The sequence below is a fragment of the Entomospira culicis genome (assembly GCF_028748145.1).
GTDB classification, from domain to species: domain Bacteria; phylum Spirochaetota; class Spirochaetia; order WRBN01; family WRBN01; genus Entomospira; species Entomospira culicis.
This window is the reverse complement of the sequence record NZ_CP118181.1, coordinates 366,037-383,920: the sequence shown is the minus strand read 5'-3', so window position 1 is coordinate 383,920 and position 17,884 is coordinate 366,037. Positions and strand designations below refer to the sequence as shown.

Below are 17,884 nucleotides of genomic sequence, written 5' to 3'. Positions count from 1 at the left end.
CCTGCCATCAGCCCACCATCTTGCATGCGTGGGCGCTCCTCATCGACAATAAAAGAGAAAACTACCCATGAAAGTCTACCCCATGCACGACGATGCCTTAAAAGCCCGTAATCTCTACAAAAAGATCGGTAAAAAGAAGATTTGTCACGCGATAAACCAAAGACATCAGCCTGCATATAAAATCTTTTTCTCTATCACGATATTTGCAATTGCCGCCCTTCTCTCCTCCTTCTTTAGCCGAATCAGCATGTTCCTCTGGCTATTTATTGGCGCTATTATTCTTTTGATCTTTAAAATCCTAAGCGAAGCATTATCACGACGCGTCGCGCGCCTTGATGCCAAACTAGAAGCCGAGCGCTCCCTTCGTCTTAATACGATAGAAGAGAAGCTCTACCTCTATGGCGTTTATCAAGAAATTAAACGCAGCGCTAAACTCATCGATTATCTACACCAGCCCGAGGCACACTACACCAACGCCGCCGCATCAGACAAGCATGGCAAAGTCTGGCGAAGAAAAATTCCCCACGCACTTCACAGCTACATCGATCAAGCTGAAAAAGCACTTAAGCAGACGCTACCCGAGGTAACGCCCTACTATCCCCGAGAATTTCTCTTTACCCACTGCCACATCAACGACGAAGAGGCGTGCTTAACCATTGATTTTCAAATTAACTACCAGACCCAGCTCTTTACCATCTTCCATCCCAAAGATGCCCTACAGCCAACCCATAGCTATCATACCAGCTTCACCGTCAACGTCCATCACTACTTACGCGCTAAAGAGTATCTGCAAGGAGGCACCCGATAAAAGTCTACCCCATGCACGACGATACCTTAAAAGCCCGTAATATCTATAAAAAGATAGGAAAAAAGAAGCTTGCTCGCGCAATGCGTCAACGATACTACCCATACACACATACCATCTTCTTAGGTGGATGCTTCCTCGGTTTCGTCGCACTTCGGATGTTACTTACAATCCCCACCCTGCTTCTCCTAGGCGTTATCCTTGCTGGAATCGCCTTTACCTTTACCAAAATCAGCAAACAATTCGCGCTAAACATTGCACGCATGGAGTATAGACTAACAACCGATCGCGCCCGTCCTCTTCGTAGAATAGAAGAAAAAATCTACCTCCATAGCGTCTACCGAGAGATTAAACGCACCGCTAAACTCATTGATTACCTTAATCATCCGGAATTTCACTACACCAACGCCATTGCCTTCGATAAATTTGGCAATAAGTTATGGCCTATTAAAATTCCCTTCATCTTGCATACACGCATAAAAGAGAGCGAACTAGCGCTGAAACAGACCCTACTCAACCCTAAAGCCTATCGTTCACAGGCTTTAGGGTTGAAGGATATCGCATAGAGGAGGAGAACTCTCTACTTTGGATTCACTTTGAGATCACCTACCAGCTCGCATCAGCGCAACCCTCTCTTAACCATCCCCAGACCACCCCAAGCTATGCCACAAACATGATGATCCATATCCACCATTATTTACGCGCCAAAGAAGCCGTCTCTAAAAAAGATTATCGCTCTCTATAACTGATAAAAATAGTGCCCTTTGAGGTTTGGCAGATTAAAGATTAAAATCTCACTATGAAAGAGAATCCCCTCGAATAAATCCTTAGGGAGACTAATAATGCTGGTGATTTCTGGAAAATGCCCTGAGGAAAAACGTTGCCAACGCTTGCTCGTCTGGGTCTGGTTAAGGCGAAAGCCATAGGGAGTAAACATCACAATTGGAATATCCTTACCAAAGAGCTCTATCACCTTGAGTAGCCATATCTCGGGGAGCAACGGACGACCAGAGTAATGCTCTTTGATATAAGCCTTGGTCTTTGCATCAACATTAAAAGGCGGATTCATGAGGATAAGTGCTGGTTTTTCGGAGAAAAAATCGGGCGTGAGCGACAAGTAATTGACCACCTGCGTATCAATAAAACCCTGATCTTCAATGTCGATCCCTAACACACGATATCCCGCCGAGTGAAAAGGCTCTAGCAACGATCCGGCACCCACACACGGATCAAAAATCAACCCATCCTTCTTAATGTGGGGCGAGAGCAACGCAAAGAGAAAAGCACTCGTCGCCTTGGGCGTGTATATCGTGGCGTTCTTTTGCTCTTTGTAAAAATTATTCCTATCCACCCGATACATCGCTTGCCTCTTGCATCACATTCTTCTATCAAGCTACCATAGTTTACGCTTCTTGTCAACCGAAACAAGCTCTTCGTGATTCTTGATTTTCCCTTAAAAATATATCAATTTAAAAGTATTCATTGTTAATAAACAATACTTTAAAAGACAAATATTTATACAATATTTTATTATAAAAACTTATAAATATTTTTCTTATAAATTTTTATAATAAAATTATAAGAAAATTAGTGTACAACAGAATAAAACCATGTTATACTAATTATATTAAGAATTGTTTGATACATGCTTAATAAAAATCAATTCACAAAGGAAGGATTTCCATGAAAATTGTAACGATTGGTGGAGGCTCAAGCTACACTCCAGAGATTATTGAAGGATTTATTAATCGCCATAAAAATTTACCCGTAAGTGAAATTTGGCTTGTAGACATTGAGGCTGGCAAGAAAAAGCTTGAAACAGTAGGAAGACTCGCGCAACGCATGGTAGAAAAAGCTGGAATCAACTGTAAAGTTCATCTTACGCTAAACAGACGCGAAGCGCTCAAGGGGGCTAGCTTTGTTACCACACAATTTCGGGTGGGACTAATGGAAGCCCGCATTCTCGATGAGCGTATCCCACTATCGCACGGGATGATTGGGCAAGAGACCAACGGTTTTGGTGGCTTCATGAAAGCGCTACGCACTATCCCAGTTATCTTGGATATCGCCAAGGATATGGAAGAGTTGTGCCCGAATGCTTGGCTCATCAACTTTACTAATCCTAGTAGCATGGTAACCGAAGCAGTGCAACGTTTCAGTAAAATTAAGTGTGTGGGTCTATGCAATGTCCCTATCTACTTAGTAAAAACAGCCGAACAAATGTTAGGCGATAGTAATTTTCTCTTGCATTGCGTGGGGATGAATCACTATTTATGGGCAAGACATCTTTACTACAAAGGAAATGATATTCTGCCAGAAAAGCTCGCCGATTTTGTGCGTACCACAAACGAAAGTGAGCAAGTGCGTAATGTCAAAAACATCCCTTGGGATGTCAACTTTGTACAACATCTAGGGATGATGCCAGTAAGCTATCATCGTTATTACTATATGACGGAGCAAATGTTGGAGGAGGAACTCACTAAATTTGACGGTGGTAAAGGAAAAACCCGTGGACAAGAGGTAAAAGAGGTGGAGGAGAAACTCTTTAAACTCTACGAAGATCCAGACTTAGCCGTAAAACCAAAAGAACTCGAAGAACGAGGCGGTACCTACTACAGCGATGCCGCTTGTGATTTAATTCAGGCGATTTATACAAATAATCATCAAATTATGATCGTCAACACCCAAAATAATGGCACGCTCCCCTTCTTGCCCGATGACGCAACCATCGAGACCTCCGCCATGATTACCGATGCAGGACCTATCCCCCTCAAGGCCACTGCCCTGCCTATCATCGCCCAAACCGAACTTCATATCATGAAGACATTTGAGCGACTCACCATTGAAGCAGCAATCAGTGGAAACTACGACACCGCCATCCAAGCCTTAACCCTCAATCCCCTCGTGAAGAAAGGCGAGATTACCCGTCAAGTCCTCAATGAAATGATTCAAGCGCATAAAGCACACCTTCCTAAATGGCAAGTCAGAAAGTAACCACACAACATAGATCATAATACAGCGAGCGGGGAGAGTAAACATCCTCGCTCATTACATTAAAAGGAGTCTTTTATGAGTAGTGAACAGTTAATGGAGAATAAATTTTTGCATAAATTTATTCTTGTCTCAACAAAAATTAGCGAGCAGATCCATCTACGCTCGATGAAAGATGGCTTTGTCACAATGATGCCTCTCTTTATCTTAGCTGGTCTAGCCGTCTTAATAAATAATGTTATCTTGCCGATATTCTTATCTGGAGAGATTCTTGCTACCGTACAAGAGTGGGGCACTGCCATTAATAATGGTACGCTTAATATGGCAGCATTGGGTATTGCTATCTTAATTGCCTATAATCTTGCCAAAAATCGACAATTTATTAACCCAATTGCCACCGCAGTCGTCGCGCTGGGATCGTTTATGATGATTCTACCACTATCACTACCCACTCCAATAGGCGATGAAACCGTGCAACTCAATGGATTAATCTCCTTTAATATGTTGGGATCTGGTGGAATGATTAGTGCGATTGTCATTAGCATCCTCGCCAGTGAACTCTTCATCTTTCTATCTAAAGTAAAAATATTTAAGATTTATCTGGGTGAGGGCGTACCCACCGGTGTAGCTAGATCTTTTGAAGCATTAATTCCCGTTATCCTCACCATGAGTACCATTGCTGCGTCTTCACTTCTCCTTAAGGTGATAACAGGCATGGATTTAATGTCGCTAATTGTCTTTTTAATCCAGCGTCCGCTCCAAGGCGTAAATAATAGCCTCATCGGATTTCTCTTTCTTTATGGGCTAGGTACCTTCCTTTTCTCCTTGGGCATTCATCATAATGTGATTACCTCCGCATTTATTGGACCATTTTTACTTATTAACATCAACGAAAATATGATCGCCTTTAGCGAGGGAGTACCTGCACCACATATTTTAGTCGAACCCTTCATGGCAACATACATGAATATGAGTGGACATGGGCTTACACTTCCTCTCCTCATTGCTATTTTTCTCTTTAGTAAAGATAAACAGTCTCGTACCTTGGGTAAGCTCTCTATTGGGCCCGCACTCTTTAATATTAATGAACCTGTTATCTTTGGCTATCCGATTATCTTCAACCCCCCGATGATGATTCCCTTTGTCCTCGTACCACTACTGGGAGGAACGCTTGCCTACTTTGCAACAGCGCTAGGATTAGTCAATCGTATTGTCGTCATGCTTCCATGGACGACGCCTCCGATTTTGAGTGGTTACCTCGCCACAGGCGGGGATTGGCGCGCTAGTCTCCTCCAAATTATCATCATTGTCATGGGGGTATTTATTTACCTTCCCTTCATGAAAATGAATGAAATGATCGCTCATAAAATAGCCATGAACAGCTCTGAAAAATAACCTTTTGGATACCCGCACACTCTTTTAACAAGGGAAGGATAAAATAATATCCTCCCTTTCTAAGCATGTTGTCAAGAAATTTTATCTTGATTTTTATGCCGATATCCCCTATACTAGCTTCACTTACTTAGTGTAAAGGAGCGATTCCATGCCGAAACTAACCACCATCCACAAGCGCGATCTCTATGCCCAACTAGGCAATACGCATAAGATTTCGCGACGGCTCTTTTATCAACAACCACACGCGAAAAAGAGAGCAATCATTCGCGTTATCCTGCTGATTCTCCTCTTTGGGCTGATTTTTCCACAAATTACTCTCCCCAATAGTTGGACAAGGCGCACGATAGATAGACATTATCAACGGACGATGCAGGCTTGGGAGAGGAGCTCTGCCACCGAACAGGAGAATTGGAGCCGATGGCGTAAGAATCGGTTAAAAGCGTGGCAAGATGCGGAGCTTTTACGCGAGATCGTGCTTGTCGATTACCTAGAGCTCCCCCGTTCCCGACATATTCAAGATGCCACTGCCACAAAATCTCCTCAAGGTGTCGGTCGCGATAGCAATATAACAGTCAATAAATGGCAAGACGAAACCCCCGACGTTGTGCAAGCACTTGTCAAGCGCGCCGAGAGCGATCTACGGAACGGTCTCACCCACCCCAAAGCCTATCGCGCGCAACGCTACATTTTTGGTGATGTTGCCATCTATGGCGATATGCTCCACGTCGACTTAACCATCCTCTATCAGGACGGATCGGCTACCTCACGCGAACAGACCATCACCCTCTACGAACCAATCAAACGCTATGCCTACGCCTCACCCGAAGAGCGGCATCGTATCCAAAAGCAAGAGAATCAGCGCTCTTTAATCCATGCCATTTTTCCCATATTATTCTTTATTACACTATTTCTAGGCTGGATGATCTATCAAAAACGATACGCGCACCGCCTTAAAGATATGCTCGCTATAGATGCCCAAATTCGTACAGGTGCTAGCCTTGAAATTCCTCAAACCACAGCCAATGCTTACTTTAGGTGGTTAAAAAGAGAGATACAGCTCCAACAGAAGCTCTGCGACTACCTAGACGATCCCCAAAATCGTCAACACGATGCCAGCGCCACACATATAACCGGAGATCGCCACTCCGACGCTCGCGATAGTAAAATGATACGTACGTGGGAGAGTGAACAGCCCACCCTCGTCCAAAATATGGTTATCTATGCAGAGAATCATCTTTTAACCAACCGCCACTCCCGAGAAGAGGAGATTACGTTACATTATCCAGCGCTCACGGCGTTATCATCCACGCGTGCCAAAGGCATTCACGAACGAATAGATGCGTTTAATCAGCAATTCTATTTAAAACTCAACAAAGAGGAGACCTATCACCCTAAGCTCTACACCTTTAGTGCGCACCACATCAACGAAGAAGCCAACCAACTCATCATTGAGTTCCTCTTAGAGTACGGCATCGAGGCGCCAAACTATCGCTACTACCCCCAGCAACGCTTTACATTATACGTTGATCTCTATCACCTAACCATGGCAAAGCGTTATCTTGCTCTCAGCGTTAGTTAAGAGTTATCCTTAAACATGGTAAAGACGCTCATCGCCACGCGCTCGACATCTTCTGGGGTGGGCGCTTGCTCCTCGGTCTCGATAAGGGCGGAAGGAAGCTCGCTAAGAAACGGGCTTGGCGTGCAAATTTGCAACTCGCGCTGAATTTTGCGCTGGGCGCATACCGTCATAAAGAGCTTCTCCCGCGCGCGAGTGAGTGCGACATAAAATAACCGACGCTCTTCCTCCATGTTGGCTTCGTCTTCTTGTAAACTGCGCAGTGAAGGCAAGATACCATCCTCCACGCCCGCAATAAAGGTAACATCGAACTCAAGTCCCTTGGCCGCATGAATCGTCATCAAACTGACCGCGCGCTCCTCATCATCGCCACTACGCTCGCGCCCTGCCAAGGCAATACGCGTTAAGTAGGTAGAGAGTTTGGGTTCCAAGTTATCAGGATTCTTCTCCCAACGCTCAAACCAGCCCAAAAATGTAAAGATATTGTCGTACTTCCACTTTGCTGCCTTCTCGTTATCGGGATACTCGCGCACCAAATAGCCCCAGTAATCGAGCGCGACCATCATATCGCCGGCGGTGCGTGCCATCTCTTTATTGGTGGTAAATCGCTGACGAAATTGCTCCATCGTGTCGATAAAATAGGTTAAACCGGCAATCGTTGGCTTAGGAAAGGGCGGATCTGACCACCCTAAAAGACGTTTTGCGGTGTAGTAGAGCGCCTCTTTACGATCGTCGGAGTGCTCTCTTAATGTCGCCAGCGACTGCTTGCCCACACCGCGTCTGGGCGTGTTGATAATCCGGACAAACGCAATATCATCATCGGGATTATCGGCAAGACGCATATAGGCAATGGTATCCTTGATCTCTTTACGCTCAAAGAAGCTACGCCCACCCGAACGGCGATAAGGAATATCGTGGCGGATAAACGCCTCCTCGATCGCATCCATCAGCGAATTATTGCGTGAGAGCACACCAAAGTGATCATACCCACGATGCTCACTCACCCGTAAGGTACGCACCGTGTCGCAAATGAACTCACTCTCTGCCTGATCGTTCTCTAAATAGCGCACCTGTAACGAGGCCTCGGCCGTGGTCGACTCTGTCCAGAGCTCCTTCTCCTTACGATTGGTATTATTGGCAATCAACGCATTGGCCGCCTCGAGGATAACTCCCGTACTACGATAATTTCGCTCTAGCTTAATCTCCATGCGCTGAGGGAAATCCGTCTCAAAGGCCTGAATGTTGGTGTAGTTTGCCCCACGCCAACTGTAAATCGACTGATCATCATCGCCGACCACACACAAATTGGCGTGTGCGCTTGCCAATAATTGAATCAACTGATACTGTTGCAAACTGGTATCCTGAAACTCATCAACCATAATATATTGATAGCGCTGTTGATACGACTGGAGGATCTCAGGATGGGTGCGGAAGAGCTCGAGAGGACGGGCGACAAGATCATCGAAGTCGAAGGCATTTTTGAGTTGCAAAAACTCTTGATACTCCTGAAAGAGCTGGATAATCCCCTTGCTCTGCGTTGCTAAATCGACCATGCCCGACTTGATTTGCCCAAAGAGATGCTCCAGATCGAGCAGATCCTCATGCTCAAGAATCATACCCAACTCGCGCGCACTCTCTTTAATCACATCCCGACGATCCGAACTGTCATAAATGGTAAAGCCATCGCGATAGCCAATAGCCCTGGCCTGCTCGCGCAAGACCTTTACCCCAAAAGCATGAAAGGTGGCAATCGTTAAATTCGAGAGCTTGCGCCCCGTCATCTTTTTAATGCGATGCGCCATCTCATCGGCGGCCTTGTTGGTAAAAGTGAGCGCCAAAATATGGCTCTGCGCAATGCCTTGCTCTAACATGTAGGCAATACGATGGGTAATCACGCCCGTCTTGCCCGAACCCGCACCGGCAATAATCAAGAGCGGGCCTTCAATCGTGGTGGCCGCCTGAAACTGCTGGGGATTTAATGATGCTAAACTCATAGCCACATTGTAGCCAAAAGTTACAAAGTTCGCAAGAGCTTAACACGACTCATTTTTTGTTTTCTTTTGTCGATAATAGAGATCATGAAAAGTAAACGTGTTGCCCATGTGGGCGCAAATTGTGTTTCGTGTGGGGCGTGTAGCCTCGTCTGTCCAGTTAAGGCGATTACCATGGAGAGTGGTATGTATGCGCTAGTCAACCCCGATATTTGCATTGGCTGTACCAAGTGTGAGCGCACTTGCCCGGCGGCGGTCATCAACATGCAAGCACGAGAAAATGTTTCAAAATAAAAATCTCTATTAAAAGGATAATATATGAAAGGTTCGTTTCAACCCATCACCAAGAAGTGGCACGAGTATCTTTGGCTTGCCTCGATTCTCTACTTTGCGTTGGGTTTATTTAATATCTTATTTGCTTGGCTGGGGTTGCTCTGTATACTCACCCCTATCTTATCGGCAATGTTTAAGAGTGATAAGTCGTTCTGTTACAGCACCTGTCCACGTAGTAAATTACTTGATTTACTGGGAGGTAAATTCAAGCTATCACGTAACAAAAAGCCACCAAAGTGGTTAAGCTCTAAGATCTTTCGCAATGTCTTTATGTGGCTCTACTTTGGCTCGGCGTTTATTATCTCGTGTACTACGCTCATTATTATCGCTGGGCGACCCATCCGTGAGAGCATTCGCGAACTCTGGCAATTCTATCTACCGTGGACAGTGCGCCATATCGACAACGTACCCTTTGCACTTTCCACCTTTGCCATGGCAAGCTATGCGTCGTTGCTCACCTCCCTAATCTTGAGCCTCATTACGATGGTGCTCTACCGTCCGCGCACGTGGTGCGCCTACTGCCCAATGGGGACGCTCACCCAAAATCTCTGTGAGGATAACGCCAAAGAAGAGGCGCGTAAATTAGCCAAGGCGATTGCTCGTCAACAGAATCAAAAAGAGAGAGATGCCCATTAGGGCATCTTCTTTGCATCGATAAATATATCAAAGAGATATTTATTTCTTTAAGCCATAAATCATTGCTTCGTCGGAGATAACATCGGGGAGTTTACCGTTCCACTTCTCTATCCACAATTGACGCAACAGATTATCCGTGAGAGTAGCTTGACGAATTTTATTTGCTTCGGCTTCTGCACGAGCCTTAATCAACATCGATTCGGCTTCGCCTTCGGCTTGAGCAATCTTCTTTTCAGCTTCAGCCTTGGTCTCGCGCAACTCATTTTCACGAGTAAGTGCATTTTGTGTGGCCTGAATCTTAGCAATAATGGCTTTACGGATCTCCTCTGGATAGATAGGTTCACCCACCACCGAAATTTGGATCACATTGATACCATAAGGAATAAAACGTGCGCGCACCTCGTCATTGACCTGCGCGATTAACTGCATCGTGCCCTCCTCCAAAAAGGAGTCGATATCGTACTTGGAGGAATTTTTCTGCAACGAGTTGAGGATCTCTTTACGGATCACCACATCGCGGATCTCGGTTACGCCGTAGCGGTAACGCTGAAAAATCTCGATAATTTGATCGCGCTCCAAGCTAAATTCGATACCCAATTGTAGGGTAATCACCAAGCCACCGTTAATCGGAAACTTAAAAGGTTCATTGTAATTGTGATTTTGCAAAAAGGTGGGAAACTGATACCAGTCGGTGTTAATGCCTCGCCAGTAGCGCCCTACATCATAAAGCTCAATTTCGCCCTGCTTGGAGCCTAGGGTATTAACCTTCAAGCCGACATTTCCAGGGGGAACCCGATAGCAAGAGAGGGCAAAAAGCGACAAAGTGATCACCGTGATGGTTCGTGAAATCCGCATAGTTCATGTCTCCTTAGTTGAACAATAATATATGACATTAAAAAGAGTTATGAGTTTTTTTTATCCTCAAGATAGCTAAGCAAGGAGCGCACATAAAGCGCAATCTTTACGATGCTTATCAAGATAAAGAGAACTCCCAAGAGAAAGCTTACGCCTGCAACCAACAACAAGAGATCGCTTGCCATATTACCCAGCATCGGCGCCAGCCAGAAGGCAATCGCCACCCCGATAAATAGGAGCAACGCATAAAAAAAGAGCGCCCAAATGCTCGTTGCCTGCCAAGCGAGTGGGGGTTTTTTGCTAGTAGACATAATCTTTATTCCTTATATATAAAGAGAATTTATCTCATGATACACAAAAAAAGAAAAAATTGCAAGCAACCCTATTGACATTTTTTATCGATTCTGTTAGTATTGTGAACATAGGGTCGTATAGCTCAGTTGGTAGAGCACCACTCTTACAAAGTGGATGTCCTTGGTTCGAGCCCAAGTGCGATCATCAATCTCTCTGTTAAAGAGAGATTTTTTATTCCTCACGCCAAAGTATTAACTCTTTATCTTCCATCACTAAGGCTAGCGTCCCATCGCGCTTCCAATATAAATAATAGAGATTCTCTGCCTCATCTTGCCAATAGAGACGATTTTTCTCTAACCAAAAGGGATACTGCTTGATAAATTCTGTATTCTCCATTGGGTTGGATAATCCCCAAACCACATGTTCATCATAAAAAGCAAGCTGATAATAAAGACGGTCGTCATCGCCCATAGGGGCGCGATAGTACGGGTGCTCTGGGAGAGGAAACGGTTTTTGTTGCAACAAAAAATAACCCACCGTCGCGCCTAAAAGTAGGAGCAACAAGGTGAGTATCATCACTAAACGCTGGATGGGTTTAGTCAATAAGATTCATCTCTTTGAGGTGCTCCATGAGAAATTTTGCACCTAGTGGGCTGTAGGCTTGTGGCTTAATGGCGACAATAGGCACGCCCTTGGCCTCGGCGGTAACCTTGAGGGGATCGAGCATATGACGCACTTGTGGTGCAACAAGAATACCATCCCACTTACTAGATTCAAGCTCACCGGCAACCTCGGCGGTGCCCACGGCTTTGGATTCGATCTCCATTCCACGATTCTTACCCTCTTTAATGAGCGCGTTGACGACCATAGAGCTAGACATTCCGCCAGCACAGGTTAATAAAATACGTAACATACACCATCTCCTTATCGATGAAACAAACTTTCCAATATAAGAATAGTGTAAGCTATCTTTAGGCAATTGTCAATCATTTTTTTTGGATATAGACACAAAAGCCTACAATGCGTATACTATAAGCAAAGGAGCAAGAAAGAGTATGAATACAAGACGACAACAACGTTTAGCCAGTACCATTGAGCAGACAATTATGTTAGCCATTAGCCAAGGCGAGATTAAAGATCCGCGCGTGAAGAGCGAGATCGTTATTACAGAGATCGATTTAGCACGCGATATGAGTCAGGTGAAGGTGTATGTGGGTAGCTATCTTAGCAAAGACGAACTCGAGAGAGCCGTAGAGGGTCTCAACTCAGCATCGGGATTAATGCGTAGCATCTTAGGGCGCGTCTTGCAGACCAAGCAAACGCCTAGACCTATCTTTATTATGGACGAGCGTCTTAAAGAGGGCTTTTATCTAGGCAAGAAGATCGTGCAGGCCAATCGCGCAGCTGGCATCACCGAAGAGGATGTCAAAAAGGCACAGGCGGAGGGCTTTGGTCAAGAATGAGCGCCCCGCATGGATTGTTGCTATGGCATAAACATCCTAACGTAACGAGCTTTCAAGCCCTGCACCCTATCAAAAAGGCGCTGGGTAAAGGCGTAAAAGTGGGACATGCCGGCACGCTAGACAAAGCCGCCGAAGGTCTTCAGTTAGTGCTGGTGGGGGCGTTTACGCGCCTCAACCCGCTCTTTAGCCATCTGGACAAAGAGTATATCGCCACCATCAGCTTTGGATCAGAGACCGACACCCTCGATCGCGAAGGCAGTGTGATCAAAACAGGGGAACTGCCCAGCTATCAACGGGTGCAACGGGCGCTAAAAGAGTTGCGCTTTGGCACGATCATGCAAGCACCGCCTCTCTATAGTGCCATCCATGTGGATGGCAAGCGCGCCTATCAGTATGCGCGATCCGACCAAGCCATCGAGATGAAGATGCGCCCCGTATCGCTTTATAATGTCGAAGTGATTGCCATTCACACCGACGACGACCAACGCGTGCAGAGCATTGTGCTAGATATTACCTGTGGCAGTGGCTTTTATGTGCGATCGTTTGCACGCGACTTTGCCTATAGTTGCCATAGTCTCGCCACGCTCACCGCGCTTGAGCGCGTGGGCATTGGGCATCGTGATAGACCTTGGGCCTTCGCACTGGATAAAGCCATCGCTGATCCTAGTGCAATCCAGCATCAGCTACTATCGGCACGAGAGGCATTAGGTCTATTATTGCCCCATCAGCTAGCGTATGTAAAGCCCGAATATCTCTCATCCGTCAGTCAAGGCAAGCCATTTCGCGAGGAATTTCTGCTAGATATGGGACAGTCTGATCGAGATAAACCGCTCTTTCTCCTCAATGATACAGGCGCGCTTCTTGCCGAAGTGCATCACCGCGATGGGCGCTGGAGCTATCAATTTGTGGTACACGCCCCATGATCCAACGCAACTGGCAAACCGATGATTATTATGTCTCCCCTCTCTCCCTCGCGCTGGGGAGTTTTGATGCAATTCACTATGGGCATCAGGATTTATTGAAAGAGAAGATAGATTCGCTAGAGCGCTGGGTGTTGTACTTTCGGCTTGCCCCACAAGCTCTGCGCCAAACAACCTTTCAAGGGATGGTGCGCAGCGAAGCTCAACGCTTAGAAATTTTTGCAAATTTAGGGCTAGATGGGGCGCTAAGCCTTGACTTTTCTCCAGAAATCAGTAAAATGAACGGTATTGACTTTCTGGAGGAACTCTACCAAAAAGTGGCGATGAAGCAACTGATTATCGGGGAGGATTTTCGCCTAGGTAAAGGTGCGCAGGTTACACACACCGAGATTAAAGCTTGGGCAAAAACCAAGGCAATCAACGTGAGCATTCACCCATTGCGCTACGAAGCAGGAGAAGGGGATAAGTATAGCTCTAGTACCTTACGCGAGGCGGTTCTATCGAGGAATTTCGCGCTCATTGAGGCGACTTCTGGCTATGGCTATGCGATCGATCTTCGGCATCTTGATTGCTACCAAGCAGAAGGTGCTTGGCACTATCGGCTGGAATCTAGCGAGCAAGTCTTACCACCTGATGGTCGCTACCAGACAGTAGAGGGTATCGAGATTGTCAAAAAAGAGGGACTATTAGTGAGCGCCATTCAGTTAGAACAAGCGTTCCTATAAAGATATCACATGATCCTGATTAACCGCTTAACTCTTCGCGTTGGAGCTGGCTAATCGGAGCGTGTCATAAATAAATCATGGCAAAAGAGGCCAAAACGAGCAATCCTTTAAGGATTGGCGAAGGAGAACAAATGTCTTTATCGAAAGAGAAGAAAGCAGAAATCATTGCTAAGTACGGCAAGAGTGGGGCAGACACAGGAAACACCCACGTGCAAGTTGCCCTGCTTACCACCCGCATCAACGAGCTTACCGAGCACTTTAAGATCCACAAGAAGGATCACACTGGCCGCCGTGGTCTACTTAAATTGGTAGGTCAACGCCGTTCGTTGCTCAATTATTTAAAATCTCGCGACCTAAACGCCTACCGCCAGCTCATCGCCGAGCTTGGTCTACGTAAGTAATTGTTGCGGTTGAACCCGAAAAAGATCAAGAGAAGAGGAAGATAAATCATGAGATTGACTCGCGAAGTAAAAGAAAAAATCGCCCAAGAACATGGCAAGGGCAAAGCTGAAAAGAACCACCTAGATGGCTCTCTCCCCGTGCAAATTGTTGGCATTCACACCCGCATCGAAGCGCTCAAGGGCGTAAAGAACGGCACCGCTAAACACCAAATCATCAAACTCAAGCGCACCCGTAGCCAGCTCATCAGCACTTACCGCCGCTTAGACAAGGACGCATCCCTCAAACTTGAGAGCTCCCTTGGCATCATTAAGCACCATTATCACCAAAAACACTAAAATTAAAGACCTACGTCTTTACATTTTTGCAAAAATCTCTTATATTCTAGGTACTTTTGTGCCGAAGATATAAGAGATATTTTATTTGTAGAATCAAACAATGTCTTATGTATAAGGCAAGACCTCTCGGGTAATTTCTTATGGAAGCGATAGGTCAGAAGTAAAAGGAATGAAGTAAATGGAAAGAGCTGTTTTCAAAATTGGTCAGCATGACCTCATCTTAGAGACGGGAAAAATGGGTAGACAAGCCAACGGAGCGGTCTTTGCTAAGTATGCCGGCGTTGCCGTTTTTGCCACCATCTGTTGCTCCAGCGAGGCAGGCGAACCCCTCGACTATGTGCCCGTAAGTGTAGAGTATAACGAAAAATATTACGCCGCTGGTAAGATTCCCGGTGGGTTTCTCAAGCGCGAGGCTAGACCCAAAGATAAGGAGATTCTCGTCTCCCGCCTGATTGACCGTCCGATGCGTCCGCTATTCTACAAGGAATTTGGACGCGATATTCAAGTGATTCCTACCGTCGTCTCTGCCGACCAAATCCACACCCCCGACGTCATCGGTATGATTGCCGCCTTCGCCGCCGTACAAATTTCCGACATTCCTTTTAATGGACCGGTCGCTGCCATCCGCGTCGCCTCCCTTGATGGCAACTTCATTATCAATCCTACCTTCGAAGAGATTGAAAAGGCTGACCTTGATATCGTGGTTGCATCCAATCCAGAAGGCATCTGTATGGTAGAGGGCGGTGCCAAAGAGGTCGGTGAGGAGATTATGCTCGCTGCCATCGCACATGCCGAGGAGTTTCTTGCCAAGTTGCTCCAGTTCTTACGCGAATTTGGCGAGCGTGCAGGCAAAGCGAAACTTCCTCTCCCTACAGCAAAATCGGCGCTACCAGAAGAGGCTGATATCATTGCGTTTGCCAAGCCTCAATTGGCGCATGCTGTCTTTGTGAAAGGTAAGCAAGCAAGACACGAAGCCATCGATGCCGCCAAAGCTGCCGCCAAGGAGAAATTTGCGAGCGAATACGACGAAGAATCGCTAGGCAAGCTTAGCTCTTTACTCGAGAATATCGAGCGTGATGTGGTGCGTGAGAGCATCTTAGAGAAAGGCATGCGCACCGACGGACGTAGCACCACCGATATCCGTGATATTTACTGTGATATTGGTCTGCTTCAGCGCGCGCACGGTTCGGCACTCTTTACGCGTGGCGAGACGCAAAGCTTGGGCGTTGCTACCTTGGGAAGCACCTTTGATGAGCAGATTATGGATAATATTGATGGCGATACGCGCTCACGTTTTATGCTTCATTACAACTTTCCCCCCTTTAGCGTGGGAGAGACCGGTCGTCTGAGTACGGGTCGACGCGAGATTGGTCATGGACACCTTGCCCAGCGCGCACTAGAGCCGATCATCCCATCTAAGGAAGCCTTCCCCTACACGATTCGCGTGGTATCGGAAATTTTGGAGTCGAATGGATCCTCAAGCCAAGCCACCATCTGTTCAGGAAGCATGGCGCTATTGCATGCGGGCGTACCGATTAAATCATCGGTTGCTGGTATTGCGATGGGGTTGATCAAAGAGGGTGATCGTTTTGCCATTCTAAGTGATATTCTTGGCGAAGAAGATCACCTTGGCGACATGGACTTCAAAGTTGCCGGTAGCGATAAAGGCATCACCGCGTTTCAGATGGACATCAAATGCCCCGGTATCACCATCGAGATCATGCGTCAATCGCTAGCGCAAGCGCATGCGGGACGCAAACATATCCTCAAAATTATGAACGAGTCGATTAGCGAACCTGGTACGCCGAGCGAATTTGCCCCGAGCATCGAGAGCTTTAAGGTAGAGATCGACAAAATTGGCGCAATCATTGGGCCTGGTGGTAAAAACATTAAAGCCATTGCCGATAGCAGTCAATCCAAAATCAATATCGAAGATGACGGCACGGTTACCATCGCCGCCAAGACCAAAGAACAGGGACAGCAGGCGCGCTCGTACATTATGGGGTTGGTTAGCGATCCGGAAGTTGGCGTAGTCTACCAAGGCACCGTCAAACGGCTTATGGAATTTGGGGCATTTATCGAAATTTTGCCCGGTAAAGAGGGGCTATGCCATATTTCCAAGCTATCTAAAAAGCGTGTAGAAAAAGTAAGCGATGTTGTGAAAGAGGGGGATGTTGTAAAAGTGAAACTGGTTGAGATTGACAAAATGGGTCGCCTTAACCTAAGCATGAGTGATGTTTAACCGCTTACTTAATTTATATAAAAAAATCTAACGGGAGGATTAAAATGAAGCGTGGTGTACGATTTGCACTAATTTTAATGGCGTTCTTACTCGCTGTAGCATGTAAAAGTGCTCCAGAGACTCAGGAGGATTCTAGCTCATCATCTAGCGACGGTCGCACTAAAGAGGAAGCGGAAGCCAAACATGCCGAGCTTATTCGTAAACAAGAAGAGCTCAAGCGTCGTTACGGTGGTCAGCAAGAGAATCAATCGGAGGAGCAAACAAATGCCTAAGAAAATCTCCAAATTTTTATTACCTCTTTTGCTGATTCCCACACTACTCTTTGCCCAATCTACCATTGAAGACAACCCTTATTTTAAGCGTAGCATGGAGTTACGCAAACAATCCGAAGAAGCACTCACCAAAGGAGACTATGACGCTGCCTATCGTTATGCCGAAGAAGGCTTGAAAGAACTCGAAAAATTTGAGAGCGTCAACTCCTATCTTCTTGCCGAGCAACGTATGAACACGGCTCGTCAGCGAGGACTTAACAACCAAGATCCCGAACTCTTTGCACAAATTGTTGAAGAAGTTGATGCGGCCAGAGCTAACTTACAGGCAGAAAAATTCGCCGAGGGTAAAGAACACAGCGACAGTGCCCTTCTCCTTCTCGATCAACTCATGAGTAAAACTACAAATCTTGTGGAGACCTACACGGTCGTTAAGGGCGACTCCTTATGGAAAATTGCAGGACGCCCCAGCATTTACGGCGATCCCTTCGCTTGGCCACGCATCTACATGGCTAACAAACACAAATTGCGCTACCCAGAAAACCCCGACCTCATCTATCCCGGTCAAATCTTCGATATTCCGCGTTAAAACTCCGCGTCTTCACCATAACAGAGGATTTTTTAGAGGATCTTACTTAGATTTTTCTAAAAA

Annotated in this window: 21 protein-coding genes and 1 tRNA gene; 16 read left to right on the top strand and 6 right to left on the bottom strand. The window is 46.1% G+C overall.

What is annotated here, in order from left to right:
• The first annotated feature begins 67 nt into the window (after positions 1-67).
• Positions 68-808 (top strand): hypothetical protein, encoded by a 741-nt coding sequence (locus tag PVA46_RS01835; protein WP_167695073.1) that lies wholly within the window; start codon positions 68-70, stop codon positions 806-808.
• 11 nt (positions 809-819) lie between these two features.
• The gene (locus PVA46_RS01830; RefSeq protein WP_167695072.1) at positions 820-1,371 is read left to right on the top strand and encodes a hypothetical protein; all 552 of its coding nucleotides are present in this window, start codon (positions 820-822) and stop codon (positions 1,369-1,371) included.
• A gap of 173 nt (positions 1,372-1,544) precedes the next feature.
• Here PVA46_RS01830 and PVA46_RS01825 read toward each other — a convergent pair whose 3' ends face one another.
• A complete protein-coding gene (locus PVA46_RS01825) occupies positions 1,545-2,165 on the bottom strand; it encodes a DNA methyltransferase family protein (protein WP_167695071.1) in 621 nt (206 codons plus the stop codon).
• 323 nt (positions 2,166-2,488) lie between these two features.
• Here PVA46_RS01825 and PVA46_RS01820 point away from each other — a divergent pair, with 323 nt between their 5' ends.
• The 3 genes from PVA46_RS01820 to PVA46_RS01810 all read left to right on the top strand — a co-directional run bounded on the left by PVA46_RS01820 (position 2,489) and on the right by PVA46_RS01810 (position 6,770).
• On the top strand, positions 2,489-3,799 hold the full coding sequence (locus PVA46_RS01820; protein WP_167695070.1) for a 6-phospho-beta-glucosidase: 1,311 nt from the start codon (positions 2,489-2,491) through the stop codon (positions 3,797-3,799).
• Positions 3,800-3,874: 75 nt separating this feature from the next.
• On the top strand, positions 3,875-5,191 hold the full coding sequence (locus PVA46_RS01815) for a PTS sugar transporter subunit IIC (RefSeq protein WP_167695069.1): 1,317 nt from the start codon (positions 3,875-3,877) through the stop codon (positions 5,189-5,191).
• A 148-nt stretch (positions 5,192-5,339) separates the two neighbouring features.
• Positions 5,340-6,770, top strand: a complete 1,431-nt coding sequence (locus PVA46_RS01810; protein ID WP_167695068.1) for a hypothetical protein — start codon at positions 5,340-5,342, stop codon at positions 6,768-6,770.
• On the opposite strand, the gene PVA46_RS01805 is transcribed toward PVA46_RS01810, so the two are convergent.
• Positions 6,767-8,761 carry an ATP-dependent helicase gene (locus PVA46_RS01805; protein ID WP_167695067.1) on the bottom strand — a complete coding sequence of 665 codons (1,995 nt, stop codon included), beginning with the start codon at positions 8,759-8,761 and terminating at the stop codon, positions 6,767-6,769. The two genes, PVA46_RS01810 and PVA46_RS01805, sit on opposite strands and share 4 nt — an antisense overlap.
• A gap of 84 nt (positions 8,762-8,845) precedes the next feature.
• On the opposite strand from PVA46_RS01805, the gene PVA46_RS01800 reads away from it, so the two are divergent.
• Both PVA46_RS01800 and PVA46_RS01795 read left to right on the top strand, forming a co-directional pair.
• Positions 8,846-9,052 carry an ATP-binding protein gene (locus PVA46_RS01800; RefSeq protein WP_167695066.1) on the top strand — a complete coding sequence of 69 codons (207 nt, stop codon included), beginning with the start codon at positions 8,846-8,848 and terminating at the stop codon, positions 9,050-9,052.
• Positions 9,053-9,076: 24 nt separating this feature from the next.
• On the top strand, positions 9,077-9,727 hold the full coding sequence (locus PVA46_RS01795; protein ID WP_167695065.1) for a 4Fe-4S binding protein: 651 nt from the start codon (positions 9,077-9,079) through the stop codon (positions 9,725-9,727).
• Positions 9,728-9,766: 39 nt separating this feature from the next.
• Here the strand turns inward: PVA46_RS01795 and PVA46_RS01790 are convergent, their stop codons facing one another.
• Together PVA46_RS01790 and PVA46_RS01785 are read right to left on the bottom strand one after the other, a co-directional pair.
• Positions 9,767-10,582 carry an SPFH domain-containing protein gene (locus tag PVA46_RS01790; RefSeq protein WP_167695064.1) on the bottom strand — a complete coding sequence of 272 codons (816 nt, stop codon included), beginning with the start codon at positions 10,580-10,582 and terminating at the stop codon, positions 9,767-9,769.
• Positions 10,583-10,629: 47 nt separating this feature from the next.
• Positions 10,630-10,893, bottom strand: coding sequence for a hypothetical protein (locus tag PVA46_RS01785; RefSeq protein WP_167695063.1), 264 nt, complete (start codon positions 10,891-10,893; stop codon positions 10,630-10,632).
• Positions 10,894-11,007: 114 nt separating this feature from the next.
• Here PVA46_RS01785 and PVA46_RS01780 point away from each other — a divergent pair.
• Positions 11,008-11,080, top strand: a tRNA-Val gene (locus tag PVA46_RS01780).
• Positions 11,081-11,107: 27 nt separating this feature from the next.
• Here PVA46_RS01780 and PVA46_RS01775 read toward each other — a convergent pair.
• Entirely contained in the window at positions 11,108-11,479 is a 372-nt protein-coding gene (locus PVA46_RS01775; RefSeq protein WP_167695062.1) for a hypothetical protein, read from the bottom strand.
• On the bottom strand, positions 11,472-11,789 hold the full coding sequence (locus PVA46_RS01770) for a PTS sugar transporter subunit IIB (protein ID WP_167695061.1): 318 nt from the start codon (positions 11,787-11,789) through the stop codon (positions 11,472-11,474). Before PVA46_RS01770 ends, PVA46_RS01775 begins: the two co-directional genes overlap by 8 nt.
• Before the next feature lie 142 nt (positions 11,790-11,931).
• Here PVA46_RS01770 and rbfA point away from each other — a divergent pair, with 142 nt between their 5' ends.
• The 8 genes from rbfA (at position 11,932) to PVA46_RS01730 (ending at position 17,821) form a co-directional block, all read left to right on the top strand.
• Positions 11,932-12,339: a 30S ribosome-binding factor RbfA gene (gene rbfA / locus PVA46_RS01765; protein ID WP_167695060.1), complete on the top strand. Its 408-nt coding sequence runs from the start codon at positions 11,932-11,934 to the stop codon at positions 12,337-12,339.
• Positions 12,336-13,262, top strand: coding sequence for a tRNA pseudouridine(55) synthase TruB (gene truB / locus PVA46_RS01760; protein WP_167695059.1), 927 nt, complete (start codon positions 12,336-12,338; stop codon positions 13,260-13,262). The genes rbfA and truB overlap by 4 nt, the downstream gene beginning before the upstream one ends.
• Positions 13,259-13,984 (top strand): nucleotidyl transferase family protein, encoded by a 726-nt coding sequence (locus tag PVA46_RS01755; protein ID WP_167695058.1) that lies wholly within the window; start codon positions 13,259-13,261, stop codon positions 13,982-13,984. Before truB ends, PVA46_RS01755 begins: the two co-directional genes overlap by 4 nt.
• 131 nt (positions 13,985-14,115) lie before the next feature.
• Complete coding sequence (rpsO, locus tag PVA46_RS01750) at positions 14,116-14,385, top strand: 30S ribosomal protein S15 (protein WP_167695057.1); 270 nt, start codon at positions 14,116-14,118, stop codon at positions 14,383-14,385.
• A 48-nt stretch (positions 14,386-14,433) separates the two neighbouring features.
• The gene (locus tag PVA46_RS01745) at positions 14,434-14,721 is read left to right on the top strand and encodes a hypothetical protein (RefSeq protein ID WP_167695056.1); all 288 of its coding nucleotides are present in this window, start codon (positions 14,434-14,436) and stop codon (positions 14,719-14,721) included.
• 178 nt (positions 14,722-14,899) lie between these two features.
• Positions 14,900-16,963 carry a polyribonucleotide nucleotidyltransferase gene (gene pnp / locus PVA46_RS01740; RefSeq protein WP_167695055.1) on the top strand — a complete coding sequence of 688 codons (2,064 nt, stop codon included), beginning with the start codon at positions 14,900-14,902 and terminating at the stop codon, positions 16,961-16,963.
• A gap of 44 nt (positions 16,964-17,007) precedes the next feature.
• Positions 17,008-17,235, top strand: a complete 228-nt coding sequence (locus tag PVA46_RS01735) for a hypothetical protein (protein ID WP_167695054.1) — start codon at positions 17,008-17,010, stop codon at positions 17,233-17,235.
• Positions 17,228-17,821, top strand: a complete 594-nt coding sequence (locus tag PVA46_RS01730; protein WP_167695053.1) for a LysM peptidoglycan-binding domain-containing protein — start codon at positions 17,228-17,230, stop codon at positions 17,819-17,821. Before PVA46_RS01735 ends, PVA46_RS01730 begins: the two co-directional genes overlap by 8 nt.
• Positions 17,822-17,884 lie beyond the last annotated feature (63 nt).

Excerpts from the sequence above, each read along its gene's own strand:
- PVA46_RS01790 (WP_167695064.1), bottom strand. The coding sequence starts at position 10,582 with ATGCGGATTTCACGAACCATCACGGTGATCACTTTGTCGCTTTTTGCC.
- PVA46_RS01735 (WP_167695054.1), top strand. The coding sequence starts at position 17,008 with ATGAAGCGTGGTGTACGATTTGCACTAATTTTAATGGCGTTCTTACTC.
- PVA46_RS01830 (WP_167695072.1), top strand. The coding sequence starts at position 820 with ATGCACGACGATACCTTAAAAGCCCGTAATATCTATAAAAAGATAGGA.
- PVA46_RS01825 (WP_167695071.1), bottom strand. The coding sequence starts at position 2,165 with ATGTATCGGGTGGATAGGAATAATTTTTACAAAGAGCAAAAGAACGCC.
- rbfA (WP_167695060.1), top strand. The coding sequence starts at position 11,932 with ATGAATACAAGACGACAACAACGTTTAGCCAGTACCATTGAGCAGACA.
- PVA46_RS01730 (WP_167695053.1), top strand. The coding sequence starts at position 17,228 with ATGCCTAAGAAAATCTCCAAATTTTTATTACCTCTTTTGCTGATTCCC.
- PVA46_RS01745 (WP_167695056.1), top strand. The coding sequence starts at position 14,434 with ATGAGATTGACTCGCGAAGTAAAAGAAAAAATCGCCCAAGAACATGGC.
- PVA46_RS01820 (WP_167695070.1), top strand. The coding sequence starts at position 2,489 with ATGAAAATTGTAACGATTGGTGGAGGCTCAAGCTACACTCCAGAGATT.
- PVA46_RS01810 (WP_167695068.1), top strand. The coding sequence starts at position 5,340 with ATGCCGAAACTAACCACCATCCACAAGCGCGATCTCTATGCCCAACTA.
- PVA46_RS01835 (WP_167695073.1), top strand. The coding sequence starts at position 68 with ATGAAAGTCTACCCCATGCACGACGATGCCTTAAAAGCCCGTAATCTC.
- PVA46_RS01770 (WP_167695061.1), bottom strand. The coding sequence starts at position 11,789 with ATGTTACGTATTTTATTAACCTGTGCTGGCGGAATGTCTAGCTCTATG.
- PVA46_RS01805 (WP_167695067.1), bottom strand. The coding sequence starts at position 8,761 with ATGAGTTTAGCATCATTAAATCCCCAGCAGTTTCAGGCGGCCACCACG.
- PVA46_RS01815 (WP_167695069.1), top strand. The coding sequence starts at position 3,875 with ATGAGTAGTGAACAGTTAATGGAGAATAAATTTTTGCATAAATTTATT.
- PVA46_RS01800 (WP_167695066.1), top strand. The coding sequence starts at position 8,846 with ATGAAAAGTAAACGTGTTGCCCATGTGGGCGCAAATTGTGTTTCGTGT.
- truB (WP_167695059.1), top strand. The coding sequence starts at position 12,336 with ATGAGCGCCCCGCATGGATTGTTGCTATGGCATAAACATCCTAACGTA.
- PVA46_RS01795 (WP_167695065.1), top strand. The coding sequence starts at position 9,077 with ATGAAAGGTTCGTTTCAACCCATCACCAAGAAGTGGCACGAGTATCTT.
- PVA46_RS01785 (WP_167695063.1), bottom strand. The coding sequence starts at position 10,893 with ATGTCTACTAGCAAAAAACCCCCACTCGCTTGGCAGGCAACGAGCATT.
- rpsO (WP_167695057.1), top strand. The coding sequence starts at position 14,116 with ATGTCTTTATCGAAAGAGAAGAAAGCAGAAATCATTGCTAAGTACGGC.
- PVA46_RS01755 (WP_167695058.1), top strand. The coding sequence starts at position 13,259 with ATGATCCAACGCAACTGGCAAACCGATGATTATTATGTCTCCCCTCTC.
- pnp (WP_167695055.1), top strand. The coding sequence starts at position 14,900 with ATGGAAAGAGCTGTTTTCAAAATTGGTCAGCATGACCTCATCTTAGAG.